Below are 25,003 nucleotides of genomic sequence, written 5' to 3' on the forward strand. Positions count from 1 at the left end.
CCCACCTGAGTCATCGACGAGGCAAATAAAATGCATCTCGGCAAATCGTACAAACTGTCGGAATTTCTGATCTGGACTCGCTGGAAGATTTACGAGCTTCTGATTTTCGGTTCCGTGCCGGTCGTTCTGTATCAATTCTTTTCCGTCACATGGCTGTCGATACCCCTGACGATCGTGGCGCTCCTCGGAACCGCGACGTCTTTTATCGTTGGTTTCAAGAACGTCCAGACGTACAACCGGTCAATGGATGCGCTGGACATATGGACCGACATCCAGAGCAAAAGCCGTCGCTGGGGGCAATTCACGCGCGACTTCGTGACGGACGAAGAGGTTGCCCGAAAGCTGGTCTATCGACACCTCGCCTGGCTGACCGCGCTGCGATACGACCTGCGCCGCCCGCGTGTCTGGGAAAGCACGGACAAGCGCCACAACGCGGAGTATCGTCGCTTCTATCGCGTGCCGGAATGGGAAAAGGACATCAAGGAAATACTGCCCAAATACTTGTCTCCTTCTGAAGCGGAACAGGCGCTCGCCTGCGCTTCCATCACGACATTCGTGCTGGGCCTGCAAGGCACTTCGCTAAAAGCGCTTCACCTGGCCGGCCATCTGAATTCGAATTTCCATATGGAACTTCAGAAAACCATTGGAGACTTCATTGATCTCCAGTCGCGATCCGAACGTTTCAAGAATTTCCCCTATCCGCGTCAGTACGCGACTGTCAGCGCCCTGTTCGTCCGGTTTTTTTGCCTGTCGCTTCCGTTCGGTCTTCTGAGCGAATTCAACCGCTTGAACGATAGCGTGAGCGGCTTCATGCACGGCAACATGGTCTGGCTGGTGGTGCCCTGCAGTGTCGCGGTGTCGTGGATGTACACGTCGCTCGATCAAGTTGGCGAAAGCACGGAGAATCCGTTCGAAGGCGGCGCGAACGATGTTCCCATTTCGACGCTGTGCGGCACGATCGAGCGAGATCTGAAAGCGATGCTCGGAGAACACGCAGCCGGTTCGTCGAGCCACGCCGTCATTGCGCTATAGCGAAACGACCGATGTCGTCTTTCGAGCGGCGCGCCGGATCGCCGCCCCTCGATCATTGCTTCCCACACCTCCCGTCGTCGATTGTTGTCGCCAGGACAACATGGTGAGGTCGTTTGCGACGCTACTGCCGCAAGGCCGCATCGCCTACGCTTGGCGCTGACGGTGGCCGCAAATGCTGCCTGATGCATCCGGGTAACCAACACGGCACCGCAAGAGCAACGTGCGACCGCGCGCGGCAAGTCCGCGTCGCGCTGCGTCCTCGCACGTCATTGGCCGTGCCAGCCGAGGCTGGCGCGATGGGTGTGACACAGCACGTCTATAACCGAGGAACGATCCGTGAAAGAAGAAGATATCCGCGACAACGCATTTGCGATGCCCGTGCATAACCCGGCGTATCCGCGTCCGCCCTTCCGCTTCATCAATCGGGAGTACTTCATCATTTCGTACGAGACGGACATGGACGCCCTTCGTGCCGTCGTTCCGGAGCCGCTGAAGGTCGACCAACCCGTCGTCCATTACGAATTCATTCGCATGCCCGATTCGTCCGGGTTCGGCGACTACACGGAGAGCGGTCAGGTGATCTCCGTGCTCGACGAGGACGGCAATCGAGCCAATTTCACGCACGCGATGTACCTCGACGACGAAGGCCCGATCGCGGCCGGACGCGAAATCTGGGGATTCCCCAAGAAACTCGCGTCGCCGAAGCTCTGCGTCGATGGCAAGGACACGCTGCTCGGCACGCTCGACTATGGCACGCAGCGCATCGCCACCGGAACGATGGGTTACAAGTATCGCGCCCTCGACACGGCGGCCGAGCGCCGCAAGCTCGCCGACACGCCCAACTACCTGCTCAAGGTCATTCCGCACGTCGACGGTTCGGCTCGCATCTGCGAACTGGTGCGTTTCTTCCTGCGCGACGTCGACGTGCTCGGTGCATGGGAGGGGCCTGCCGCGCTCGAACTGCATCCGCATGCACTCGCATCGGTCGCCGATCTGCCGGTTCGCCGCGTGATCGGCGCACGCCACGTCATTGCAAACCTCACGCTCGATATCGGCGAAGTGGCCTATGACTATCTCGCCCCTGCCGAGTCGCTGAAACTCGCAGTCAACCAATAAGCTCCCGGAGGACGTATGGCACTGAATGACAAGATCGCGCTCGTGACGGGCGCGGCAAGCGGTATCGGCGCGGTGTGCGCGCGCAAGCTCGCGATGGACGGCGCGACCGTCGTGATCGCTGACCTGAATCTCGAGGCTGCGCGAAAGGTTGCCGACGACATCGTCGGCAACGGCGGGAAGGCGTTGGCGATCGCCATGGACGTCACCAGCGAGGAAGCCGTCGACGCGGGGCTGGCCGAAACGGTAAGCCGGTTGGGCGGAATCGACGTGCTCGTGTCGAACGCAGGCATCCAGATCGTCAACCGGATCGAGGATTACGCATTTTCGGACTGGAAGAAGATGCTGGCCATCCACCTCGACGGTGCGTTTCTGACGACCCGGGCCGCCATCAGGCATATGTACGCGTCGAACAAGGGTGGCACGGTGATCTACATGGGCTCGGTGCATTCGCACGAGGCCTCGCCGCTCAAATCCGCCTATGTGACCGCGAAACACGGGTTGCTCGGTCTCGCGCGGGTCGTCGCGAAAGAAGGTGGGCCGCGTGGCGTGCGTGCCAACGTCGTGTGCCCCGGTTTCGTCAGAACGCCGCTGGTCGACAAGCAGATCCCCGAGCAAGCGAAGGTCCTCGGCATCTCCGAACAACAGGTCGTCAGGGACGTCATGTTGAAAGAGACGGTCGACGGCGAATTCACGTCGCTGGCCGATGTCGCGAACACGGTTGCCTTCCTGGCCGGCTTCGAATCGAACGCGCTCACCGGGCAATCGATCGTCGTCAGCCACGGCTGGTTCATGCAGTAAGGAGAACGCCATGTATTCGAGCCAGCGTAACAAGCTGAAGCAGCCCCATCACATCAAGCTTCCCGCCTATGACGAAATCGGGCTCGTGCTGCAGGGCGGCGGCGCCCTCGGCTCATACCAGGCCGGCGTATACGAGGGCATGGCCGAGGTCGGCGTGGAACCGACGCGCATCGCCGGAGTATCGATCGGTGCGCTGAACACGGCGATCATCGCCGGCAATGCGCCCACGGATCGAACGGAAGCACTGCGCGGCTTCTGGAACACCATCAGTCAGCCGACCGATCCGCTCTCGCACTTCGGCAATTACATGTCGGCGTGGTCCGGGCTGGAAGAAATGGGACGCAGGTGGTCGAGCGCATGGGCCGCAACGCGCACGTTGATGGAAGGCCAGGACGGCTTTTTCTCCCCGCGCACGCATGCGCCTTTCGCCGGGTTCGGCAGGAAGCGCCCCGACCAGGTCAGCTATTACGACACCTCGGCGTTGCGTGAGACGCTGTTGCGGTACGCAGACTTCGATCGCATCAATGATGGAAACATTCGCGTATCCGTCGGCGCGGTCAATGTGCGAACGGGCAATCTCGTCTATTTCGACAATTCGACAATGCGTCTCGCGCCGGAGCATTTCATCGCCTCCGGCGCGCTGCCGCCGGGCTTTCCGGCCGTCGAGATCGACGGCGAGTTCTACTGGGACGGCGGACTGGTGTCCAACACGCCGCTGACCGAGATCATCAGGGAAAGCCAGCACAAGGACACGCTCGTTTTCCAGATCGATCTGTGGAGTTCGCGCGGCAAGTTGCCGAGCGATTTCCTCGATGTCAGCGAGCGCACCAAGGACATTCAGTATTCAAGCCGCACGCGCGCCATCACCGCGTTCATGTCGCAGAACCAGAAGCATGCGCAGATGATCAAGGCGCTGCTCGAACACATTCCCGAACACGTGCGGCTTGCGCACCCGTTGTTGCGGGAGGCGCAGAAGACGGCCGATGGCAGTGCGGTGAACGTCGTGCACCTGATCTACAAGAACAAGTCGTTCGAGGGGCACTACAAGGACTATGAGTTCAGCAAGGACACCATGCGCGAGCATTGGGCGAGCGGCCTCGAGGACATTCGGCGATCGTTCGGACACCCGAGCTGGTTCGATATCCCGAGCCGCGAAATCGGCTTCGTCACGCGGGACGTTCACCGCTATCGGCAGGACGTCGACGAAGCGGAAGGCCGGGGCACGGACGCGTTGCCGGCAGCGAAACACGTGCCGGAGAAGGTGTTGTCCGTCGCCAGGTGAAGCGTGGCGACGCCCTCCGTGAACAGGAAAGTGCGAGCCTCAAGGAGAGCATCATGATGTCGCATGAAATGATTGCGCGGTACGGCACGTTGGTCGTATTCCTGAATGTGCTCGGGTCTTCGCTCGGCCTGCCTCTGCCCGCGATACCGACGTTGATCACGGTCGGGGCTGGCATTGCGCTCGTCACGCATGTTGCGTCGTCGACGTTGCTGCATTTCTCGACGATACTGGGCGCCGCCGTGATCGGCGGCTTTCTCGGCGACCTGGTCTGGTTTCAGGGCGGCAAGCGGTACGGCAAGCGCACGCTTCATACCGTCTGCAAGCTGTCGCAGTCGCGCGAAGCGTGCGTCAGGACGACCGAGCGCTTTTTCGGGCGCTGGGGCGTTCGCGTGCTCATCGTTGCGCGGTTCGTTCCCGGCCTGTCGCTCGTTGCCGTTCCGCTATGCGGTGCGATGGCCGTCAGGTTGCGCTCGTTCGTGTTGCACGATTGTGCGGGCATCGCACTGTGGGCGTCGATCGGACTGGCGATCGGCACGCTATTCGCTTCGCAGATCGACGTGATCTTCGCGTTTGTCGCCCGTCTTGGCTGGCGTGCGCTCATCTTCGTCGGCATGGTTCCGGTGCTGTATGTCCTGTACCGCTACTGCCGCAGACTCATGTTGGCCAACGCGCTCGGCAAGGCACGGATCAGCGCTGGCGAATTGCATGCATTGCTCGCGAACAATCCGCGGCCGGTCGTGATCGATATTCGCTCCGCCGAGCGAAGGACGCTCGATCCATTCGTCATTCCGGGCGCGGTGATCGCAGATGAACGAAAGACCCGGCAGATCATGGCGCGCCATGGAACGAACCGGACACTCGTCATCTATTGTGCGTGCCCGAACGAAGTGTCCGCGGTGTCGGTGGCCAGGCAATTGCGGCTGTCAGGCATCAAGCTGGCGTTGCCGCTCGCAGGCGGCATCGATGCATGGCGCGCCGCGGGCTTCGACGTCGAGCCGATGATCGCGATGAGCGATGCGGCGGTTGGTTGACATGTGTCTGGATCTGATCTCTCGGTCAGTATCAGATCAGGATTGAGATTGCTTGGATGTCGTCTCATCAAGGGCGGTGATCGACCCCTTGCGGCCCTTCGCACCGTCGTGTACCAAACGACGACCTCTAGGCTACGACGGCCATTCACGCGGACAGCGGCGCTGCGAAGGCCGCGGGGTCCTCAATCGCTCACTCAAACGCTCGCTAGCGCCTCGATGGTCACATCCAGAAGGGCGCGCAGTCGCGCGACGCGGCGCAGATCACGGTGGTAGCCAAGCCAGACATCGCGTCCCGGCGGCGCTTCGCCCAGATCGATCCGACTAAGTCCCGGCGTCGCATCGCCAAGCGGGCAAGGCAGCACGGCGAAGCCACCTCCTTCAGCACACATGCGCGCCTGGACGCCACGATTGTTGCTGCCGAACATGATCTTCGCCTTGGGCAGCATTCGCTTGACCCACTCGACGTCGGGCAGCGAGCCGAACGCGCTGTCCATGCTGATCAGCCTGATGCCGTCCCCCTGCCCGCACGGCGGCGGGACCAGATCGACATGTCCATACAACGCGTAGTCAAGGTGCATTAATTTGCGCTGGATGACGTCAGGTTCGTCAAAGGGCGTGATGCGGAACGCCAGATCCGCTTCGCGCCGCGCGAGGTTGTAGAGGCGCGAATCCGTGACAAGCTCCAGCGAGATACCCGGGTGATTCGCCAGAAAGCGCGCGAACACCGGCGTGAGTACGTGGATGCCGAACCAGTCCGACGACGAGACACGCAGCAGACCGGTCAGCTGCGTCTCTTTGCCCGTCAGGGCGCGCGTGAAGCCAAGCGCTTCCTCCTCCATTCTCTCGGCATGGGCCAACACGGCCGCGCCGTCATCCGTCAGGACGAAACCATCGCTGGTGCGCTGAAACAGCGTGTGTCCAAGGGCTTCCTCGAGCGCGCGCAACCTGCGGCCCATGGTTGGCTGGGTTAGCCCAACGCGCTTCGCAGCCGCCCCCAGCGTGCCGCTGCGGGCAATCGCCAAAAAAATCCGGACATCGCTCCATTCCAACCCCGAATCATTCATTTTTGTTTGGCTACCGTTAAAAGATGTTTATTTACATGCCTTATCGCATGACCCATTATGAACCCGTCAACGTGTTGGTTCCACCGAAAAGGAAATGATCATGAACATGCAGGCGCTCGTCCTCAATCGCTACAACGGCCCGCTCGAATTGACTGAAATCTCGATGCCTCAGCCTGCGCATGGCCAGGTACGGGTGCGTATTGCGGCAAGCGGCCTCAATCCGCTCGACACCAAGATACGCGCCGGCAGCGCAGCGCACGCAAAGCATCCGCTGCCGCTGGTGTTGGGCATCGATATGGCTGGCGTAGTCGATGCCGTTGGCCCCGGCGTCACCGCGTTCAAAGTCGGCGACGAGGTGTACGGGATGACGGGCGGCGTCGGCGGGATTCAAGGCTCGCTGGCCCAGTACGCGGCAGTCGACGCCGACTTGCTCGCGATCAAGCCAGCCAACCTCTCGATGCGAGAAGCCGCGGCACTGCCCCTCGCATTTATCACGTCGTATTCCGGCATCGTCGACCGGGCGCATTTGCAGGCCGAGCAAACCGTGCTGGTTCAGGGAGGCGCAGGCGGCGTCGGACATGTCTCGGTACAATTGGCGCGCGCGCTCGGCGCCCAGGTCTTCGCAACCGCGAGTTCGCGCGACCACGATCTCGTCGCACGCCTGGGCGCTACGCCAATCGACTATCGGGCGCAGTCCGTCGACCAATACGTCGAATCATTGACGCAGGGCGCAGGCTTTGACCTGGTGGTAGACAACGTTGGGGGCCCAACACTCGATGCTTCGTTTGCCGCCGTCAAGCATTTTGGTCATGTGGTCAGCGCGCTGGGTTGGGGTACGCATGCGCTCGCTCCGCTGTCGTTTCGCGAAGCGACATATTCAGGCGTGTTCACCCTTTATCCGCTCCTGACGGGCAAGCATCGCGCGCACCACGGAGAGATGCTGCGCGAAGCCACACGGCTGACGGAAGCCGGCAAGCTCACGCCGAATCTCGATCCTCGCCGGTTCGATCTGGGGTCCGCGGAACTCGCCTATGACGCGATAACGGACGCCACCGCACGCGGAAAAATCGTAGTGGACATCACGTGAGATGCACCTTGACGAAGGAGCCTTGCTCGCTGCCGATGCCCGACTGCATGAAGTTTCCGACGAGTGCGGGCGGCCTTCGATCTGTGCAGTACAAAAGAGCCGCTATCCGATTGAACTTGACGTTCGAGTGTCCATGTCAGCGCTCAAGCGGATGGCTATAACTGGCCGAACTCGGCCGGCCACCGCCCAGCGACGCGCGACCGGCGAGATCGACCCGAAGCGAACGGTCGAGGCACTCGATACCGGACTACGAATCCACCGCGGTGCGTCTCACGCAAGACACATGTCTGTCGTTCGACCACGGAATCCCTCGCGAGCACTACGACGCTGCCGGCAACGTCTTCGCGGCTGCTTGCAGGATCTTTGCCAATGCTTCCGGATTTCCGAGTCGGGCCGTTGGACCTGCAACGGATATCGCTCCGCGAACCTGTTCTCCGCTCACCACCGGCACCGCAACGCACGTCAGACCGGCAATCAGCTCTTCAGCATCCAGCGCGTATCCTTGCTTGCGGATTTGCGCCAGTTCTGCCTCAAGCTGCTCTTTGCCAACGATCGTATTGGGCGTGAATCGTTCTAGTCCCTGATCGCAAATTCGCGGAAGCAGCTTCGCTTCTGTCGAAGCAAGCAGGACCTTGCCCACGCCGGTCGCATGTAACGGTCCGCGCCAGCCGATCTGGGAAAACATGCGAATAGGATGGGGAGAATCGACTTTCGCAAGGTAGACGACGCGATCGCCGTCGAGCACGGCGAAGTGAGCCGTTTCCCCCGTTTCATTCACCAGGCGATGCAATAGCGGCGTCACTTGCTCGGCCAAAGCTGCCTGTGCGTTTGCACTAGCGCCCCGAAACAGCCCAGTCAGACGAAAACTCAGACGATAAGTCTTGTCATCTTGAATGACCCACTCCCGCTGGGCCAACGTCTTGAGCAGCCGATAAACCGTCGCCCGCGGCAGGTCAAGAGACTGCGCCATCTGACTGACGCCAAGAACGCTCTCCGAACCGGCCATCAATTCGACGAGACGGATGGCATGGTCAACGCTGTTGACTGTCACGATCTCTCCCATCACCTCTCTCCTCAACAGTAGATGCAAAAGGACACGCGGCACTTGCCCAAGATCGGACAAGCGCGTAGCATGTTCATTACTGATTCTATCATGTTCACTATTGATACACAAGGAGGCAGCAATGAGTGAGTCGAGCACGCAGGCGCCGTGGATCGCTTCCGTCATCCAGGGAACGCCCATTCCTTTTGACCAACGTCGAACCTTGGCAAAGGTCGACGATCTGGTTGCTTCTGCTGTATCCCGAAGCGCCAGGCTGGTCGTTTTCCCGGAAGCGTTCGTGGGCGGTTATCCCAAAGGGCATGCGTTTGGATCGTACGTCGGCGGACGCAGCGACGAAGGCAGGGACGCCTATCGCGAGTATTGGGAAGCGGCGATCGACGTACCGGGGCCGTGCGTGGACGAACTTGCCGCAATTGCCGCGCGTCACGGCGTTCATATGGTGATCGGCGTGATTGAACGCGACGCGGGAACGCTCTATTGCTGTGTTCTTTTCTTCGGTCCGACCGGGGAATTCCTCGGCAAACACCGCAAGCTGATGCCGACTGGTTCAGAGCGTCTTATCTGGGGGTATGGCGATGGCTCGACGATGCCCGTACTGGACACCGCACTTGGCAAACTCGGCGCCGTGATCTGCTGGGAGAACTACATGCCGATGATGCGCACCGCCATGTATGCCAAGGGCATTCAGCTCTACTGCGCCCCGACGGCCGATTCCAGGCCGAGCTGGGTCGCGTCGATGCAACACATTGCTGTCGAGGGCCGATGCTATGTCCTTGCCAGCAATCAGTTTCTTCGGCGCGGCGATTTCCCCGACACTTACACAAGTCTGTTCGGGGACGATCCCGAAACGGTGGTTCAGGCTGGGGGAAGCTGCATCGTCGATCCGTTCGGACAAATTCTGGCAGGTCCCGCGTTCGGCGAAGAAACCATTCTCACAGCGGAAATTGACCTGCGAAACATTGCACGCGGCAAGTTTGATTTCGACGTGACAGGCCACTACAGCCGCCCGGACATTTTTCGTCTGACGGTTGACGAGCGTCACCAGGCGCCGGTGACCGTCATCCCTTCGACGCGCGAACCGGAAGCCCATTGAGAGGATCGACCCAAATGATCACGCATGAAGACATCCGCCTGGCCGCGCAGCGTATCGCCCCGTACATTCGTACGACGCCCGTCATCCGGCTGGAGGACAGTTGGTTCGACGTTGCCGGCGACACGTTCCTGAAGCTCGAATCGCTGCAGGTCACCGGCTCGTTCAAGCCACGTGGCGCTTTTAATCGTCTGCTGAGCGAACCTATTCCTCCCGCGGGCGTCATCGCGGCGTCCGGTGGAAACCACGGCATCGCCGTCGCCTACGCAGCGCAAAAGCTCGGCGCCCGTGCGGAGATCTATGTGCCGCGCCTTGCGACTGCGCTCAAGCGCAAGATGCTGACGGATCTCGGTGCGCAGGTCGTTGTAGCAGGAGATACCTATGTCGAGGCACTCGCGGCCAGCGAAGCGCGCGCCGCTGAAACGGGCGCGCTGAACGTGCACGCGTTCGACCATCCCGCAACGGTAGCTGGGCAAGGAACCATTGCGATGGAACTCGAAGCGCAGCTACCGGACATCGACACCGTGCTGGTTTCCGTTGGCGGTGGTGGCTTTATTGGCGGTATCGCAGCGTGGTTTTCCGGACGGGTAAAGGTCGTCGCTGTCGAACCGGAGCAATGTCCGACATTGAATCGCGCGTTGCAGGCTCGAACGCCTGTCGATGTCGAGACTGGGGGCATCGCCGCGGATTCTCTCGGGTGCAGGCGTATCGGCAACGTGCCTTTTTCCGTTCTTCTTCCGACCGTGAGCGACTCCGTGCTGGTGTCGGACGAGCAGATCCGCGATGCTCAGAGGGTTCTGTGGGAAAAGCTCAGGATCGCCTCGGAACCCGGAGGCGCGACCGCTTTCGCGGCGCTGGTTTCGGGCGCCTATGTTATCTCGCCCGGTGAGAAAATCGCCGTGATCATCTGCGGAGGCAACGCCGATCCAGCGTCGTTCGCATAAAGGGCATCCAGACGACATCGGCTTTAGCGATTTGCCGAGGGCGGCGGGCGGAGAGCCGCCATGCTCCGTGAGAAAGGGCCGTTGATCCGCGGTCAATTGAAAATCATCCAGCCGGCCTCCCGCCGTGGCGGAGGCTGTGGCGGCTGCCGGACACAGCGCATCGGCTTGACGGGCGCAGTACCGAGCCCGATCAACCTTTCGATCGTGGTACGCCGGAAACAACGCCTGCGGACGTGCTCGCAGCGGTGCGAGAAGCGTCCGCCGACCTCACCAAGATCGATTCAAAATCAAACGGAAATGGCATGTCTACGACGATCGCCCGCTCGACGCGCGCTGCAATGCTCGCGTACCCGAATTTCACGGCATTGGATCTGATCGGCCCGCATCAGATTCTTGCCAGTCTCCCCGGCCTGCATGTCGACGTGGTCGCCAAAACGACCAACCCCGTCGTGACCGACCGACAGATTACGATCACACCGGTGAAGTCCTTTTCGGAGTGCGAAGCTGACTACGACATCCTCCTCGTGCCGGGCGGCATCAGCACGCATTTGATGGTCGAAGACGCCGAGACACTCGCATTCCTGGCGAGGATTGGCGAAAAGGCGGCCTATGTTACCAGCGTGTGTACGGGATCGTTAATCCTCGCTGCCGCGGGGTTGCTCAAGGGCTATCGCGCAACGTCGCATTGGGCCTATCGCGAAATCCTGGCCGACTACGGGGCGATTCCGGACAAGGCGCGGTTCGTGGTAGACCGCAATCGCGTGACCGGCGGCGGCGTGACCGCCGGGGTCGATTTCGGCCTACATCTTGCAGCGATCCTGCGGGGGAGTGACGTTGCCAGGATGATTCAACTCGTCTTCGAGTATGACCCGAAGCCGCCATTCGATGCGGGCGATCCGGAAAGGGCTGCCCCGGACGTTCTCGACGCCGCAGTCATCCGCCTCGAACCGCTCGTGGCCCCCGTCCGTGAGGCGGCCCGGAGGTTTGCCGCTCGAAATCAGTGAACGCCTATAACGCGGATCAGCTCAAGCGAACGTCCACGCAAGACACTAAACTTCGATACACCGGCTGAACGATTCCATCAAGCTGTTGCATCGACCGGTGGAATCCGCCGCCGAACCGAGTCAGACGATCTGACGCAGTCTGCTTCGACGCGCCCTCGCTCAATGCGCGCCGCCGGCCATGCCACCACCGCCCTTCCCCGGTTTGGTAAGCCAGACCAGCGGAACGATCACGATGAAGATGATCGACGACACCCAGAAGATATCGTTCAGCGCGAGCATCGCGGCCTGCGCATTGAGCGTACGTTCGAAAAATGCGGTGGCCTGATCCACGCCGCCGCCGAGCGTCGCGTGGAGCTGCGCGATGGCGCCCGTATAGGCGGGGTTGTTCACGCTCGATTGCTCCGCGAGCCGGGCATGATGAAGGATCGTCCGGTCGTTCCACCCCGTCGCGATCAACGACGTGCCGACACCGCCCGCGAACACGCGCACGAAATTGGACAGGCCGGCGGCCGCCGGAATCCGTTCGGGCGGCAAACCCGACAGAATGATGGCGGTCAGCGGCGTAAAGAACAGCGCCATCGGAATACCTTGCAACAGGGTCGGCAGTACCAGCGTATAGGGGTCGACGCTCGTCGTGTAATGCGAGCGCATGAAGAACACGCCCGCGAAACCGAGGAAGGCCAGCGTCGCGAGCACCCGTGCATCGGACTTCGGCATGATCTTCGCCATCATCGGCGCCAGCAGCACGGCGAAGATCCCGAGCGGCGCCGTGACGAGCCCGGCGTCCACCGATCGATAGCCGAGATAGCCCTGAATCCATTGCGGCAGGATCACGAGGTTCGAGAAGAACACCGCGTATGCAACCGAGATCGCGATCGTGCCGCCACGGAAATTGCGCACCGCGAAAAGCCGGATGTCGACGATCGGGTTCCGCTCCGTGAACTCCCAGATGAGGAAGAACAGGAAACTGATGGCGGCGACGACCGCAAGCGTGCAGATCACCGGCGAACTGAACCAGTCGAGGTCCTTGCCCTTGTCGAGCATGATCTGCAGCGTCGCGACCCACACGATGAGCGACATCAGGCCGACCTTGTCGATCGGAAGCTTGCGCACCTGCGTCTCGCGGTCGCGATAGATCATCCACGTGACGCCGGCCGCGAACAGGCCGACGGGAATGTTGATGTAGAAGATCCACGACCAGCTGTAGCTGTCGGTGATCCAGCCGCCAAGCGCGGGGCCGGCGATCGGACCGACCGTCGCGGTCATCGACCATAGCGCGAGCGCGGTCGAGCTTTTCTCCTTCGGATACGAACCCAGCAGGATCGCTTGCGACAGCGGAATCAGCGGCCCCGCGACGACGCCCTGCAAGACGCGCGCGGCGAGCAGCACGAGCAGGTTCGGCGCGACGCCGCACAACCACGACGAGAACACGAACAGCACGATCGCGGCCACGAACAACCTGATCTGCCCGACGCGCTGCGTCAGCCAGCCCGTCAACGGAATCGCGACGGCATTGGCCGCCGAGAACAGCGTGATGACCCACGTGCCTTCGTCGACGGAGACGCCGAGGTTGCCCGAGATGGTCGGAATCGCGACGTTGGCGATCGACGAATCGAGCACGTTCATGAACGTCGCGAGCGCGACGGCGAGGGTCGCCAGGACCAGCTTTCCGCCCGTCAGCGGCGGCGGTGCAGGTTGCGTCGAGGAATGCATTTTGTTTCCACTCTGAAGTTTCGACCGCGCCGGCGTATCGATCCGGCCGGTCAGGCGATTGGATCGACCGGAACGCGACCGTCACGCGCACCGGGTCGACGGTTCAGCTTGCGCGCGGCGTCGTGTCCTGCGTGTCGCGGGTGTCGCGCGTGTCTCGTGTGTCGTGCCTGGCGGAAGCCGTCGGCGATCCGGCGGGCCCCACCGCCCCCGCATGCTCGATGACGACGTTGCGCGCGATGATCTTCTCGATCTCGGCATCCGCCTGTGCGCCGTACTCGGCAAACACGTCCGTGCGATACGACGTGTTCATTGCCGCGCCGAGCTGTGGGCCGGTGTCGTCGCGCGTATCCACGTCGACATCCATCGACAGTCCGATACGCAGCGGATGCGCGTCGAGCTCCTTCCGGTCGAGCTGGATACGCGCGGGCAGACGCTGCACGATCTTGATCCAGTTGCCCGTCGCGTTCTGCGCGGGCAAGCTCGCGAATGCGCTGCCCGTGCCTGCTGAAAAGCCGACGACGCGGCCGTGGTACCTGACCTTGCCACCGTACACGTCGGCCGTCAGCGTGACGGGCTGACCGATGCGCATGTTGCGCAACTGGCCTTCCTTGAAGTTCGCGTCGACCCACACGCCGTCGAGCGGCACGATTGCCATCAACGGCGTGCCGGGCGACACGCGCTGGCCGACCTGAACCGAACGCTTCGCGACATAGCCCGTGACGGGCGCGGGCAGCACGTTGCGCGCGTAGGCCAGATACGCATCGCGCACTTTCGACGCGGCCGCTTGCACATTCGGGTGCTGGTCGATCGTCGTGCGGGCGGTCAATGCGCGGTTGGCCTCCGCCTGCTGACGCGCGGCGTCGAGCGCGGCCCGCGCGGCCGCCACGGTGTCGCGCGCGTGCGCGATGTCCTCGGCCGACACGGCGCCCGTATCGGCAACGGCCTGGCGGCGGCGCAGATCGTCCTGCGCGCGGGCGAGATCGGACTGCTTCTGCGCGACGTTCGCGGCATACAGATCGTTGTTCACGTACAGGCTGCTCACCTGCCGCACGGTCTGCCCCAGCGCCGCTTCGGCGTTGCCGAGCGCGACTTTCGCATCGGCGGCGTCGAGCGTGACGACCGGGTCGCCCGCCTTCACGATCTGCGTGTCGTCGGCATTCACCGCCACGACGGTGCCGGCCACCTGCGGCGTCAGTTGCACGAGATTGCCGCTGACGTAAGCGTCGTCGGTCGATTCGTGGTAGCGCGCATACGTCAGGTAGTACGCGCCATACGCGACCGACGACGCGACGACCGCCACGCCGAGCAGCGCCAGCAACAGCCTGCGCCGTCGCGTGGCGGCTTCGCTTGCGACATCGTCGCCTCCCGACGGCGACGGATCATGATTCACGCGTGCGGATTCGACCGGCTTGCGAACCGGCGGGTTGATTTCGCTCATTTCGATTCTCCTGGCAGATTCGATGGATCGCCGCTCAACGCGCGGCGACGGCAGGCGCGGCCGACACGGGAACATCGGCACGTGCCGCGGCCCCCGAGTCTGCGAACGACGTGTCGACGAAGCCGCCACCCAGCGCGGACGCCAGCGCGATCTGGCGATCACGACGGTCCATGCGCAGATTCGCGACGCCCTGATCGGCGGAAAGCGCGTTGACGTCGGCGTTCAACACGGTCAGTTGATTCGTGAGACCGGCCTTGTACTGAGTCAGCGCCAGCGCGGCCGCCTTCAGCGCGGCTTGCTGCGCGGTCTGCGCATCGACGAGTTGCGCGTCCGTCGAACGCACGTCGGCAATTTGCGTCGCGACTTCGCTCAACGCAGTCACGAGCGCCTGGTTATAGGCCGCGACGGCGTTGTCGAAGTCCGCGTAGCGTCCCTTCAGTTGCGCGCGGAGTGCGCCGGCATCGAAGATCGGCAGGTGGATCGCCGGGCCGATCGACGCGGTGCGGCTCGCCGCCGTCAGGAAGCGCCCGAAGCCGAACGCATCGAGCCCGATCGCGGCGCTCAGGTTGATGTCGGGATAGAACTCGGCCTTGGCTTCCTTCACGTCGTGCGCGAGCGCATCGACACGCCACCGGGCAGCCACGATGTCCGGGCGCCGGCTCACGAGATCGGCTGGCAGATTGTCGGGCAGTCGAACCTCGTTGCCGATGCCGAGCATCGGGCGCGCGATCCGCAGGCCGCGATCGGGGCCCGCGCCGAGCAGTGCGGCGATCTGATAGCGCGTTGCCAGAATCCGGCCGTCGAGCGATTTCAGTGACGCGCGGGTCGTCGCGAGGTTCGCGCGAGCGGTCTCGCGCTCGACCTGCGTGTCGAGCCCTGTCGCGATGCGGCCCGCGGCGATGCGGTCGATCTTCTCGCGCCTGTCGATCTCCTGTTGCGCGATGTCACGCAGCAGGTACAGACGGGCAAGCTCGTTGTAGGTGCGCGCGATCGACGTCGTGAGCGTCAGCCTGACCGTCTCCGCGTCGGCGCGGCTCGCCTGAAGCGTCGACACCGACGCCTTCAGCGCCTCGCGCTTCTTGCCCCAGAGGTCGAGTTCGTACGACGCGCCGAGGATGCCGCGATTCTCCGTCTGCCACGAACCGCCATACGGTGGCGGCACGAGCGCCGTTCCGGAAAATTGCTGGCGTGTGAGCGCATAGCTGGCGTCGATGCGCGGCATCGTCCCGGCTCGCGCGGATTCGCTGAAGGCCTGCGCGGCCGCTACGCGCGCACGCGCCTGAGCGAGCGTCGGGCTGCCTTTGAGCGCCTCGTCGATCAACGACTTCAGTTGGCCATCGCCGAACTGATCGGCCCAATCCGCGGTGGGCCAATGCCCCTGCTCGAACGGAAGGCTCTGTTGCGTCGCGTACTGCCGCGGCTCGGTCATCGCCGCATCGCCGTGAATGCCGGCGTAATTCACACATGCCGACAACCCGGCCGCGACGATCGCCGGCACCCCCGCCTTGAACACGCGCGACGTGTGTCGCCCGGCGATTGAAAATAGGTTCATTGGTCGTCTCGTCACGTAGTAGGCCACGAAAGCCATTTGCAGAAAAATCGCCATTCGGGTTCGCTCCGGTATCCGCGCAGGCGCGACGAGTCCCGGGGGCATTTCATCTCGGCAACGCGACCTCATGCATGCACGAGACGCCATTACCTCGTTCGCGAGCGCGAACAGTGTCCTGATGCCCATCCACGGATTCCTCAAGCCGCGGCGTACCTGCTCACTGCGTCCGACACCCCGCACGCACCAGGAGCAGAAGTGTTCGCAGTTGTTCGTCAGAAGCTGGTATCGGTCTTCACCAAGGCGCGACCTGGCCCGCTCGACGACGGTCATTCCGGTATAGGCGGCACCCGGTTCCGGCTGAACGCGGATTCCCTTGTTCGCCGCGAAGCAACCCAACGAAACGCATTCCACCGGGCACCGCCTCGCGGAGCGATGAAAGCCGCCATAGTGGATAACCAGGCCGTTTCCCGCGTAGATTCCGTGGTGCGCATACCCATCGCGTTCACTGACGAGATGCGCGCCCGCCTCGATGCGCGGATCATTCCGGATCGGCGCCGGCGAAGGCGACAGCCACTCGATATCCAACGTTTCCATCGCAGGCCTCCGATTTCGTATGGGCGTCGCCTGTCGCGTCGCCGCCCGAAACACCGGGAACGGTTGCCGTTGCATTCGCAACGTTTCATGGGCGACGGAGCATCGCGATCCAGCACGCGTGTAACTGGCACGCTCGAAATCGATGGCTCGTCAGCGACGCCGATCGCGTCCATTGCCGTACCGTCATGCTAGGAGCCGAAGCCATCCGAAGGTAGACCTGTATCGGGACACTTTCCCGTTCCTCGTTGGCACCAATCCGCTCCCGTCACGGCGATGCACCCGATCGCCAGCCTCTCGCCTCATTGGTGCGGAGTGGGCAACACCATGCATCCCGGCGCGATCTGGTACGGCGACTCGTCTTTGCCTAGCATGCAAGAGCGTTTGGCTCATCGTTCGGATGGAAGTCATGGGGATCGACTTGCAGACACGACCTGCACCATTGCGCGAATTCGCTTCGAGAAACAACGCATCGCCCCGATACGCAAGATTCGAGGTGCTCGCGTTGGCCAGTACAAACAACCGGGAGGCATATGGAGAACGAGAGGTTGCAACCTCCGCCGCTGACACTGCTCGACAAATACCGCGGGCGGAAATTCGCCGTGCTCTATACGACCACGGTCACGGTCTCGGGTGGTGAATCCGGGCACGGCCGTGCATCAGGCGTCGCGAGATCCGACGACGGTTGTCTCGTCCTTGATTTGCGGTTGCCCGCCGAACTGGGCGGTCCGGGCGGTGGCACCAATCCCGAACAGCTTTTCGCAGCCGGCTATGCCGCCTGCTTCCACGGTGCGCTGAGCCTTCTGGCGCAGCGCGAACGGATCGACATCCGGGAAACAACCGTGGCCGTCGAAGTGTCGTTTGGTCGTGATCCGGTGGATGGCGGATATGCGCTGACCGCCAACATCACCCTCCGCATGCCGGGCGTGGACCCGCAGGTCGCGGAACGTCTGGCCCGCGACACGGAGCGCCTGTGCCCCTATACGAAGATGGCGCGGCAGGGGATCTGCAGTGTCGTCGTCGTGTCGCCATGACTGAACTTCGGCGGCGTGCGGTCACGCCGATACCCTTCACCCGTGATTGGTGCCGAAGGGGCAACAGAGTGCGCACGTCCCCGGCACTACTGGCCCGCGAGACCCGCGATTACGATGATTGTCAGGCCGGTCGTGCGATGCATCGCCATGCGCAGCGCCGGTAGTACCGCTTCCACACATCAGGAGAACGGATCATGACGCAACGTATCAACTACTTTCAGCAATCGCCGGAACTGACCAGGAAACTCGTCGAGCTCGACGGGTTGTTTCAAAAGACAACGATCGAGGTGCCGGTTCGCGAGCTCGTCGAGATTCGGGCGTCACAGCTCAACGGCTGCGCGTTCTGTGTCGACATGCACATCAAGAATGCCAGGATCCACGGCGAGCGCGAACTGCGCCTGCATCACGTCGCGATCTGGCGCGAGTCGCCGCTGTTTTCGCCGCGCGAGCGCGCCGCGCTGGAATGGACCGAAGCACTGACGCAGCTCTCGCCGCACGGCGTGCCGGACGATCTCTACGAACGCGTGCGGGCCCACTATTCGGAGCAGGAGCTGTCGGATCTCACCGTCCTCGTCGGTGCGATCAACAGCTGGAACCGGTTGAATGTCGCGTTCCGCATCGTGCCCGGCTCGTTCGACAAGATGTTCGGGCTCGACAAGGCCAACCTGGAGTAACGTCATGAAACGCATCATGCTCGCTCTCGCGCCGCTTGCACTGTCGCTGCTGATGCCCGTTCAGCCGGCCGCCGCCGCACCGCAAGCCAAGGTGACACAGCTGACCACGGAGCCGTTGCCCGAGTATCCGGGCAAGGAAGTCGAGATGATCGTCGTGGATTATCCGCCCGGCAGCGTCGATCCCGTCCATCGTCACGACGCGCAGGCATTCGTCTATGTGCTCGACGGCAGCATCGTGATGGGCCTGAACGGCGGCAAGGAGGTCACGCTCCACGCCGGCGACACCTTCCACGAAGGGCCCGAGGACGTGCACACGGTCGGACGCAACGCCAGCAGCACGAAGCCCGCCCGATTCGTCGTGTTCCTGATCAAGAACAAGGGTGCGCCGGTCCTCACGCCCGTGAAATAGCGGCATCGTCGGCGCGGCCCGGCGATGCCGGGTCCGGCCCGGGCGTTCAACATACCGTCGGCGCACCCGCGCGTGTGCGCCGACGGGCGGAATGTCCTCGAGCGTCCCTCCCGCACTCGAGGCAGCCGGTAGTCATGATGCTGCCTCCGCGCCGGCACGCAGCTCCCGCGTGTCCGGCCCGTCGATGTCTTTCCTCATACCATCCTCTTTCGTCCGACATACCTTCGGCGTGCCCCGGCGCGCTGAGCGCGGAATCGGGAAATCGCCGGGTATACTCCCCACCAGTATCTGACCTATACTCCCCCCCAGTTTCCGCCGAGGATCGGGAGGCGCCATAAAAGGCGCAGAATTGACGCGGGTTCCTGCGCCGTTCGTGACACACGCGAAATCGCTCTCCGACATCGACGACGCACCCGATCCGATTCGTGAAGGGAAGTCGATCCGTACCGTCGTTCACTACCGAAGCACTGAAAAAGGAGCATGAACATGTCCGTCGCCATTCATCCCGCCGTCGATCGCGGCATTCAAAAGGGCGCCGCCGAGTTCGCGGGCGGTACGCTGCGCTGCCTGTGCACGCAGGATCCGGTCGAGGTTCGGGTCGATTCCCAGGTCGCCTTCAATCACGCGTGCGGCTGCACGAAGTGCTGGAAGCCGGCTGGCGCGCTGTTTTCCGTCGTGGGCGTCGTGCCGCGCGACAAGGTCACCGTGACCGCACATGGCGAGAAACTGCACGTCGTGGACGACAAGGCGTTGATCCAGCGCCATGCGTGCTCCGCCTGCGGCGCGCATCTGTTCGGACGCATCGAAAATGCCGACCATGCGTTTTACGGCCTGGATTTCATCCATACCGAACTGTCGCCGGATGCCGGCTGGGAAGGCCCCGGTTTCGCCGCGTTCGTGTCGTCGATCATCGAGAGCGGCACGCCGCCGTCGTTGATGGCGGACGTGCGCGACACGCTGCGCGGCAAGGGGCTGGAGCCCTACGATTGCCTGAGCCCGCCGCTGATGGATGCGCTGGCGACGCAGACGGCGAAAGCAAAAGGGACGTACCGGGACGCGTGAGTTCCGCCATGGCCGGCGCGCGGCGGCAGGCTGCCGCGCTTCTCTCCGACGGTCAGTAATCGTGTATCGAACCCGTCGCCGCGCGTGGCGTTCGCCGTCATCGCGCGGCTTTTCACGGGCTTTATCAAGGACGTCTCATGCGGCGATGCGTCACCGTCGGCCTGCGGCACAAGTTCCGAGCGCCGGCGACAGGGGCGTGCGATGCGCCCGACGGTTTCGCGAGCCGATTCGGTACTAGCCGAGCAGGCTCGATGCCGTCCGGACGATCTCCTCGACGAATACCTTGATCGCAGGATGATTGCGCTCGCCGCGGCGATAGGCGACGTAGATCTTGCGGCGCACTTCCGGCTTCAGCTTGACCCATGCGACACCGGCCAGCGGCCGCGCCCGCCGGAGTCCGGGAACGATCGACACCGAGCAGCCGGCAGCCACCATCGCACCGACCATCTCGAAGCCGCCGCACTTGGCGTTGATCCGTGGCTCGTAGCCCGCGCGGCGGCACAAGTTGGCGATGAAGTCGCCAAATATGCTCGACGTCGAATCGATTGCCCAGGTTTCGTGCCTCAGGTCGGCCACGCTCAGCGACGGCCTTCTGCTCAACGTATGATCGGCCGCGAGTGCCACGTACAGCACGTCCTCGGCCAGCTGCACGACACCGACGTTCTCCTGCTTGTCGCCCACGACGATGGAGAGATCGTCGATCAGCGCGATATCCGCGCGCCAGGACCGCAGCGCGGCAAGCCCGTCAATCGGCTCCATCTCTTCAAGGATGATCTCGAGGCGCGGAAAGACCCGCTGCAAGGCCTTGACCGTATCGGGCAGCACGGCCGATGCGATCGACGGAAAGGCGGCAACGCGCAACTCGCCGGCGATCTCGCGCCGCAGCACCGCCAGCTCCGAGCGGGCCTCGTCCAGCACGACCATGACCCGCTCCGCGTATCCCACCAGCGCCTGGCCTGCCGGGGTGAGCCGCACGCCCCTGCCGATGCGTTCCGTGAGCTTGACGCCGGCCTCCTCCTCGAGCTGCGTGATTTGCTGCGAGACAGCCGATGGCGTGAGGAACAGCGCTTCCGCGGCGGCGGCCATCGTGCCGCACCGCGCCAGTTCCAGCAGCGCGCGAAGACGTCCGATTTCCATGGCATTCATCCCAGGAGAAAAACCAGGCCATTCACCAAAATCGCTAATGTATTACGTCAAAAACGATAAATATACGTAAGCATATTTGCCGCCTACGATGATTTCCGAAAGGCACCGGATCACCCCCGGGGACCGCTCTCCCGCCGCCCCTAGTCATAAGGAAATCGTCATGTTGGAAGCCCGCCCGTGGGTCCCCAGGGATCCCGAAAACTACATCCAGTCGCTGGTCAGACGCTTTGCCAGCCAGAACCCGGATCAGAACGAGCGCGATCTGCTCGCCTTCGTCGAGGAAAATCGCGTGATACACGAGCGCGACTGCTTCAACCTCAACCCGGCCACCAATGCCATCAACCCGAAGGCCGAAGCGCTGCTGGCCGCCGGCGTCGGTTCACGGCCGTCGCTCGGCTATCCCGGCGACAAGTACGAAATGGGGCTGGAAGGCGTCGAGAAAATCGAGGTCCTGTGTGCCGAGCTGGTGGCGCAGGTCTTCGGCGCGCGCTATGCGGAGATCCGGGTCGCTTCGGGTGCACTGGCGAACCTTTACGCGTACATGACCGTGGCCAGGCCGGGCGACACCGTGTTCGTGCCGTCCGCCACGGTTGGCGGCCACTTCAGCCACCACGCCAACGGCGCGGCCGGGATGTATGGCGTCAAGCCTCATCTGATGGCATTCGATGCCGCTCGCTACACGGTCGATCTGAATGCGCTGCGCGAGGACGCGCTGCGCCTGCGGCCCAAGGTCATCACCCTCGGCCAGAGCCTCAACCTGTTCCCGCACCCGATCAGGGAGGTGCGCGCCATCGCGGACGAGATCGGTGCAGTGGTGCTCTATGATGCGGCGCACCTGTGCGGCGTGATCGCCGGCCATGCCTGGCAGCAGCCGCTTGCCGAAGGCGCGCATCTGATGACGATGAGCACGTACAAGAGCCTGGCCGGCGCGGCCGGCGGGTTGATCGTGACCGACGACGCCGGGCTGGCGCGGAAGCTCGACGCCATTGCCTATCCCGGCATGACGGCCAACTTCGATGCGGCCAGGTCGGCGTCGATCGCGATGACGATGCTCGATTGGCAGGCGTGCGGCCGGCCTTACGCGGCAGCGATGGCCGATACCGCCAAGGCATTGGCCGAGGCGCTCGTCGAATCGGGCTTGCCGGTGTTCGCACGCAACCGCGGCATCACGACGTCGCACCAGTTCGCGATCGAGGCGCATCGGTTCGATGGCGGTCAAGCAATGGCGAAGCTGTTGCGCAAAGCGAACATCCTGGCGTGCGGCATCGGGCTGCCGCTCCCCGAGATCGACGGCGATGTAAACGGCCTTCGGATGGGGACGCCGGAGCTCGTTCGCTGGGGCATGACCGTTCGCGACATGCCGCAACTTGCCGCCTTCATCGCCGACGTCCTGCTGGGCCGCAAGGCACCCGAGGACGTGGCGCCGGCCGTCAGCGAGTACCGCCGGCAATTTTCCGCCCTGCATTATCTGCGTTGACGATCGGGAGGCGATACAGGGCAGCCCAGGGTCGGCGCGATGCGCCGCCCGATTCGGTTCGGCATTCACGGCATTAGCTTCACTCGCTTCGGATACCGAAACACAAGACAGCTGGACGAAACATATCGTGGTTGGAGAACGGAAATGAAACGCTTGAATTCGGTCATCGCGATCGGCAGCGCCGCCATCGCTCTCGCTTCGGGCGCCGCACATGCGCAGGAAGAGGTCGTCAAACTGGGTTTTGCCGGACCACTGACGGGCCAGAACGCGAACCTGGGCAAGGACGTCGAGCGCGGCGCACGGATGGCCGTCGACGACCTGAACGCGAATCCGCCGGTGATTGGCGGCAGGAAGGTCCGGATCGCGCTGCAGGTCGAGGACGACGCGGGCGATCCGAGGCAGGCGACCCAGGTCGCCCAGCGCCTGGTCGATGCGGGGGTCAAGGGCGTCGTCGGTCATTTCAACTCGGGCGCGACGATCCCGGCCTCGAAGATCTACTACGACGCACGCATCCCGGAGATATCGCAATCGTCCACCAACCCGAAGTACACGCAGCAAGGCTTCGACACCGCCTTCCGCCTCGTCGCCAACGACGGCCAGCTCGGCTCGGTACTCGGCAAATATGCGGTGCAGAAATGGAATGCCCGGTCCGTTGCGGTCATCGACGATCGAACCGCCTATGGACAAGGTATCGCTGACGAATTCCTGAAGTCGGCGACGTCCGCCGGTGCGAAACTCGTGTCCCGCCAGTACACCACCGACAAGGCGACCGATTTTCGGGGCGTGCTGACCGCGATGAAAGGCGAGAATCCCGACGTTGTCTTCTACGGCGGGATGGACGCCCAGGGCGGCCCGATGATCAAGCAGATGCAGCAGCTCGGGATGGCCTCGAAGTTCATGGGCGGCGACGGCATCTGTACCGGCGAACTGCCCGATCTCGCGGGGGCGGCGCTCAACGGCAGACAGGTCATTTGCGCGGAAGCCGGCGGCATCACGCCTGAATATGCACCGGGGATGGAGAACTTCAGGAAGCGCTTCAAGCAGAAATACGGCCAGGACGTGGTGATCTACGCGCCGTATGCGTACGACGCGATCATGATTCTGGTCGACGCGATGAAGCGCGCCGGCTCGGCCGACCCGGCGAAGTACCTTCCGTATCTGAAGAAGACCGACTACAAGGGCGTCATCGGTGAAACGCGCTTCGACGCGAAGGGCGATCTGCAGAACGCCACGCTGACGCTCTATACGTTCAAGGACGGGAAACGCGAAAGCCTGGGCGTTCAACATTGAGATCGGGACGCCGCGAGCTCGGTGCTCGCGGTGTCCACTTCGCCTCAATGCACATGGCGCTCGTGGCGAACAGCAGCTTGCTCGCCGTCACGCCGGAATCGGCAAACGTGTCGCGGTCTCAGCTCCGCGCGGCAGGCGCCGTGTCGTGCGCGCCGGACGTCGATGCCAGCACCGCGAGCGCGCCGGCCGGCGCGAGCAGCGCCCAGAATCCGACATAGCGGAAGCCGAGCGCGCCGGCCATCGCGCCGAGCGCGAACGCGACGATCGCCGGCAACATCTTGCCGAATCGCGCGCGCGCGGCCACACGCACGCTGTCGGCCGTGCCGGCGGACAACAGGTCGACGGCATCGAGGATCGCCTGCGTCACGTTGCCCGTCATCACCGTGTTCGGCACGCCGCCGGCGCGCGGAATCACGCGCGGATGCGCGTTCTGTATGCCCATCGCGAACGTGCCGACGATGCCGGCCACCAGCACCGGCAGGCTGTCGGACTGCGTGACGGGCGTCGCCCACACGCCGGCCGCGCAGAAGCCGAGCAGCAGCACGGCCTGGACCGTATGCAGCGCACGCGCGCCCTGCCATGCCGGCCGCCCGGACAGCGACCGCGCGATCAGGCTCGCCGCGACGACGCCGAGCACGAATGCGGGAAACACGCTCAGCTTCAGCAGAATGCCCTGCCCGAACCCGGCAACGCCCGCGCCGATCAGCACGAAGTTGCCGGTCACGTGTGCGGTGAACAACCCGAACAGCGAGACGAAGCTCAGCGTATCGACGAACCCGGCGACCGCGGAAAGAATGGTGTCTTCAGATTTCAATGCGTCATTCCCGTTGGTTTCGACGTCCGACCCGGCGTTCAGGGCCTGCCGTCACCCTCCCCGCGTTGAGTATCGCCGACGATGGTGACAAGGACGAGTGCCGCGATCAAGCCCAGGTGCTCGAAAAAGCTGTTGAGCGCCATGAAATGCTCGGCGCCCGAGCGGTTCCAGAAATCATTCGCCACCCCCATCGCGACGAGCGTCAGCATGCCGAGGCTGCCGGCGCCGAGCCACGTGAAGCGGCGAAACACCACGCACAGCGAGCCGCCGATCTCGACCACGACCGCCAGTGCCG

At 63.3% G+C, this 25,003-nt stretch carries 22 protein-coding genes and 1 pseudogene; 15 read left to right on the plus strand and 8 right to left on the minus strand.

Annotated features, from left to right (window positions below; translation table 11 throughout):
- Positions 1 to 30: 30 nt before the first annotated feature.
- The 5 genes from DIE23_RS10115 to DIE23_RS10135 all read left to right on the plus strand — a co-directional run bounded on the left by DIE23_RS10115 (position 31) and on the right by DIE23_RS10135 (position 5,259).
- The gene (locus DIE23_RS10115) at positions 31 to 1,032 is read left to right on the plus strand and encodes a bestrophin family protein (RefSeq protein ID WP_124611985.1); all 1,002 of its coding nucleotides are present in this window, start codon (positions 31 to 33) and stop codon (positions 1,030 to 1,032) included.
- 336 nt (positions 1,033 to 1,368) lie between these two features.
- A complete protein-coding gene (locus DIE23_RS10120) occupies positions 1,369 to 2,148 on the plus strand; it encodes an acetoacetate decarboxylase (protein WP_124611986.1) in 780 nt (259 codons plus the stop codon).
- A 15-nt stretch (positions 2,149 to 2,163) separates the two neighbouring features.
- Complete coding sequence (locus tag DIE23_RS10125; protein ID WP_124611987.1) at positions 2,164 to 2,946, plus strand: 3-hydroxybutyrate dehydrogenase; 783 nt, start codon at positions 2,164 to 2,166, stop codon at positions 2,944 to 2,946.
- 10 nt (positions 2,947 to 2,956) lie between these two features.
- On the plus strand, positions 2,957 to 4,228 hold the full coding sequence (locus DIE23_RS10130) for a patatin-like phospholipase family protein (RefSeq protein ID WP_124611988.1): 1,272 nt from the start codon (positions 2,957 to 2,959) through the stop codon (positions 4,226 to 4,228).
- Between the two features lie 53 nt (positions 4,229 to 4,281).
- Positions 4,282 to 5,259, plus strand: coding sequence for a VTT domain-containing protein (locus DIE23_RS10135; protein WP_124611989.1), 978 nt, complete (start codon positions 4,282 to 4,284; stop codon positions 5,257 to 5,259).
- A 194-nt stretch (positions 5,260 to 5,453) separates the two neighbouring features.
- Here the strand turns inward: DIE23_RS10135 and DIE23_RS10140 are convergent, their stop codons facing one another.
- A complete protein-coding gene (locus DIE23_RS10140) occupies positions 5,454 to 6,323 on the minus strand; it encodes a LysR family transcriptional regulator (protein WP_124611990.1) in 870 nt (289 codons plus the stop codon).
- Between the two features lie 100 nt (positions 6,324 to 6,423).
- Here DIE23_RS10140 and DIE23_RS10145 point away from each other — a divergent pair, with 100 nt between their 5' ends.
- Entirely contained in the window at positions 6,424 to 7,410 is a 987-nt protein-coding gene (locus DIE23_RS10145) for a zinc-dependent alcohol dehydrogenase family protein (RefSeq protein ID WP_124611991.1), read from the plus strand.
- A 319-nt stretch (positions 7,411 to 7,729) separates the two neighbouring features.
- Here DIE23_RS10145 and DIE23_RS10150 read toward each other — a convergent pair whose 3' ends face one another.
- The gene (locus DIE23_RS10150) at positions 7,730 to 8,473 is read right to left on the minus strand and encodes an IclR family transcriptional regulator (protein ID WP_124611992.1); all 744 of its coding nucleotides are present in this window, start codon (positions 8,471 to 8,473) and stop codon (positions 7,730 to 7,732) included.
- A gap of 121 nt (positions 8,474 to 8,594) precedes the next feature.
- Here DIE23_RS10150 and DIE23_RS10155 point away from each other — a divergent pair, with 121 nt between their 5' ends.
- The 3 genes from DIE23_RS10155 (at position 8,595) to DIE23_RS10165 (ending at position 11,511) form a co-directional block, all read left to right on the plus strand.
- Positions 8,595 to 9,566, plus strand: a complete 972-nt coding sequence (locus tag DIE23_RS10155; RefSeq protein WP_124611993.1) for a nitrilase-related carbon-nitrogen hydrolase — start codon at positions 8,595 to 8,597, stop codon at positions 9,564 to 9,566.
- A 14-nt stretch (positions 9,567 to 9,580) separates the two neighbouring features.
- A complete protein-coding gene (locus DIE23_RS10160) occupies positions 9,581 to 10,507 on the plus strand; it encodes a threonine/serine dehydratase (protein ID WP_124611994.1) in 927 nt (308 codons plus the stop codon).
- Positions 10,508 to 10,809: 302 nt separating this feature from the next.
- Positions 10,810 to 11,511, plus strand: coding sequence for a DJ-1/PfpI family protein (locus DIE23_RS10165; protein ID WP_124611995.1), 702 nt, complete (start codon positions 10,810 to 10,812; stop codon positions 11,509 to 11,511).
- A gap of 159 nt (positions 11,512 to 11,670) precedes the next feature.
- Here DIE23_RS10165 and DIE23_RS10170 read toward each other — a convergent pair whose 3' ends face one another.
- The 3 genes from DIE23_RS10170 to DIE23_RS10180 all read right to left on the minus strand — a co-directional run bounded on the left by DIE23_RS10170 (position 11,671) and on the right by DIE23_RS10180 (position 16,805).
- The gene (locus tag DIE23_RS10170) at positions 11,671 to 13,224 is read right to left on the minus strand and encodes a DHA2 family efflux MFS transporter permease subunit (RefSeq protein ID WP_124611996.1); all 1,554 of its coding nucleotides are present in this window, start codon (positions 13,222 to 13,224) and stop codon (positions 11,671 to 11,673) included.
- Between the two features lie 103 nt (positions 13,225 to 13,327).
- On the minus strand, positions 13,328 to 14,662 hold the full coding sequence (locus DIE23_RS10175; RefSeq protein WP_124611997.1) for an HlyD family efflux transporter periplasmic adaptor subunit: 1,335 nt from the start codon (positions 14,660 to 14,662) through the stop codon (positions 13,328 to 13,330).
- A gap of 34 nt (positions 14,663 to 14,696) precedes the next feature.
- Positions 14,697 to 16,805 carry an efflux transporter outer membrane subunit gene (locus tag DIE23_RS10180; RefSeq protein WP_124611998.1) on the minus strand — a complete coding sequence of 703 codons (2,109 nt, stop codon included), beginning with the start codon at positions 16,803 to 16,805 and terminating at the stop codon, positions 14,697 to 14,699.
- Positions 16,806 to 17,335: 530 nt separating this feature from the next.
- On the opposite strand from DIE23_RS10180, the gene DIE23_RS10185 reads away from it, so the two are divergent.
- The 4 genes from DIE23_RS10185 to gfa all read left to right on the plus strand — a co-directional run bounded on the left by DIE23_RS10185 (position 17,336) and on the right by gfa (position 19,981).
- Positions 17,336 to 17,836, plus strand: a complete 501-nt coding sequence (locus DIE23_RS10185) for an Ohr family peroxiredoxin (RefSeq protein ID WP_124611999.1) — start codon at positions 17,336 to 17,338, stop codon at positions 17,834 to 17,836.
- A gap of 194 nt (positions 17,837 to 18,030) precedes the next feature.
- Positions 18,031 to 18,510, plus strand: a complete 480-nt coding sequence (locus tag DIE23_RS10190) for a carboxymuconolactone decarboxylase family protein (protein ID WP_124612000.1) — start codon at positions 18,031 to 18,033, stop codon at positions 18,508 to 18,510.
- Positions 18,511 to 18,514: 4 nt separating this feature from the next.
- Positions 18,515 to 18,919: a cupin domain-containing protein gene (locus tag DIE23_RS10195; RefSeq protein ID WP_124612001.1), complete on the plus strand. Its 405-nt coding sequence runs from the start codon at positions 18,515 to 18,517 to the stop codon at positions 18,917 to 18,919.
- A gap of 486 nt (positions 18,920 to 19,405) precedes the next feature.
- Positions 19,406 to 19,981, plus strand: coding sequence for an S-(hydroxymethyl)glutathione synthase (gene gfa, locus DIE23_RS10200; protein ID WP_124612002.1), 576 nt, complete (start codon positions 19,406 to 19,408; stop codon positions 19,979 to 19,981).
- Positions 19,982 to 20,215: 234 nt separating this feature from the next.
- Here the strand turns inward: gfa and DIE23_RS10205 are convergent, their stop codons facing one another.
- Positions 20,216 to 21,118, minus strand: coding sequence for a LysR family transcriptional regulator (locus tag DIE23_RS10205; protein ID WP_124612003.1), 903 nt, complete (start codon positions 21,116 to 21,118; stop codon positions 20,216 to 20,218).
- Positions 21,119 to 21,287: 169 nt separating this feature from the next.
- On the opposite strand from DIE23_RS10205, the gene glyA reads away from it, so the two are divergent.
- Positions 21,288 to 22,604, plus strand: coding sequence for a serine hydroxymethyltransferase (gene glyA, locus DIE23_RS10210; RefSeq protein ID WP_124612004.1), 1,317 nt, complete (start codon positions 21,288 to 21,290; stop codon positions 22,602 to 22,604).
- 144 nt (positions 22,605 to 22,748) lie between these two features.
- Positions 22,749 to 23,894 (plus strand): branched-chain amino acid ABC transporter substrate-binding protein, encoded by a 1,146-nt coding sequence (locus DIE23_RS10215; RefSeq protein ID WP_124612005.1) that lies wholly within the window; start codon positions 22,749 to 22,751, stop codon positions 23,892 to 23,894.
- Positions 23,895 to 24,012: 118 nt separating this feature from the next.
- On the opposite strand, the gene DIE23_RS10220 is transcribed toward DIE23_RS10215, so the two are convergent.
- Together DIE23_RS10220 and DIE23_RS10225 are read right to left on the minus strand one after the other, a co-directional pair.
- A complete protein-coding gene (locus tag DIE23_RS10220; RefSeq protein WP_124612006.1) occupies positions 24,013 to 24,708 on the minus strand; it encodes a YoaK family protein in 696 nt (231 codons plus the stop codon).
- Between the two features lie 38 nt (positions 24,709 to 24,746).
- Positions 24,747 to 25,003, minus strand: a pseudogene (locus tag DIE23_RS10225) (DoxX family protein); the annotation flags it as partial.

This window comes from Burkholderia sp. Bp9143, assembly GCF_003853645.1.
In the GTDB taxonomy this organism is placed as follows: Bacteria; Pseudomonadota; Gammaproteobacteria; order Burkholderiales; family Burkholderiaceae; genus Burkholderia.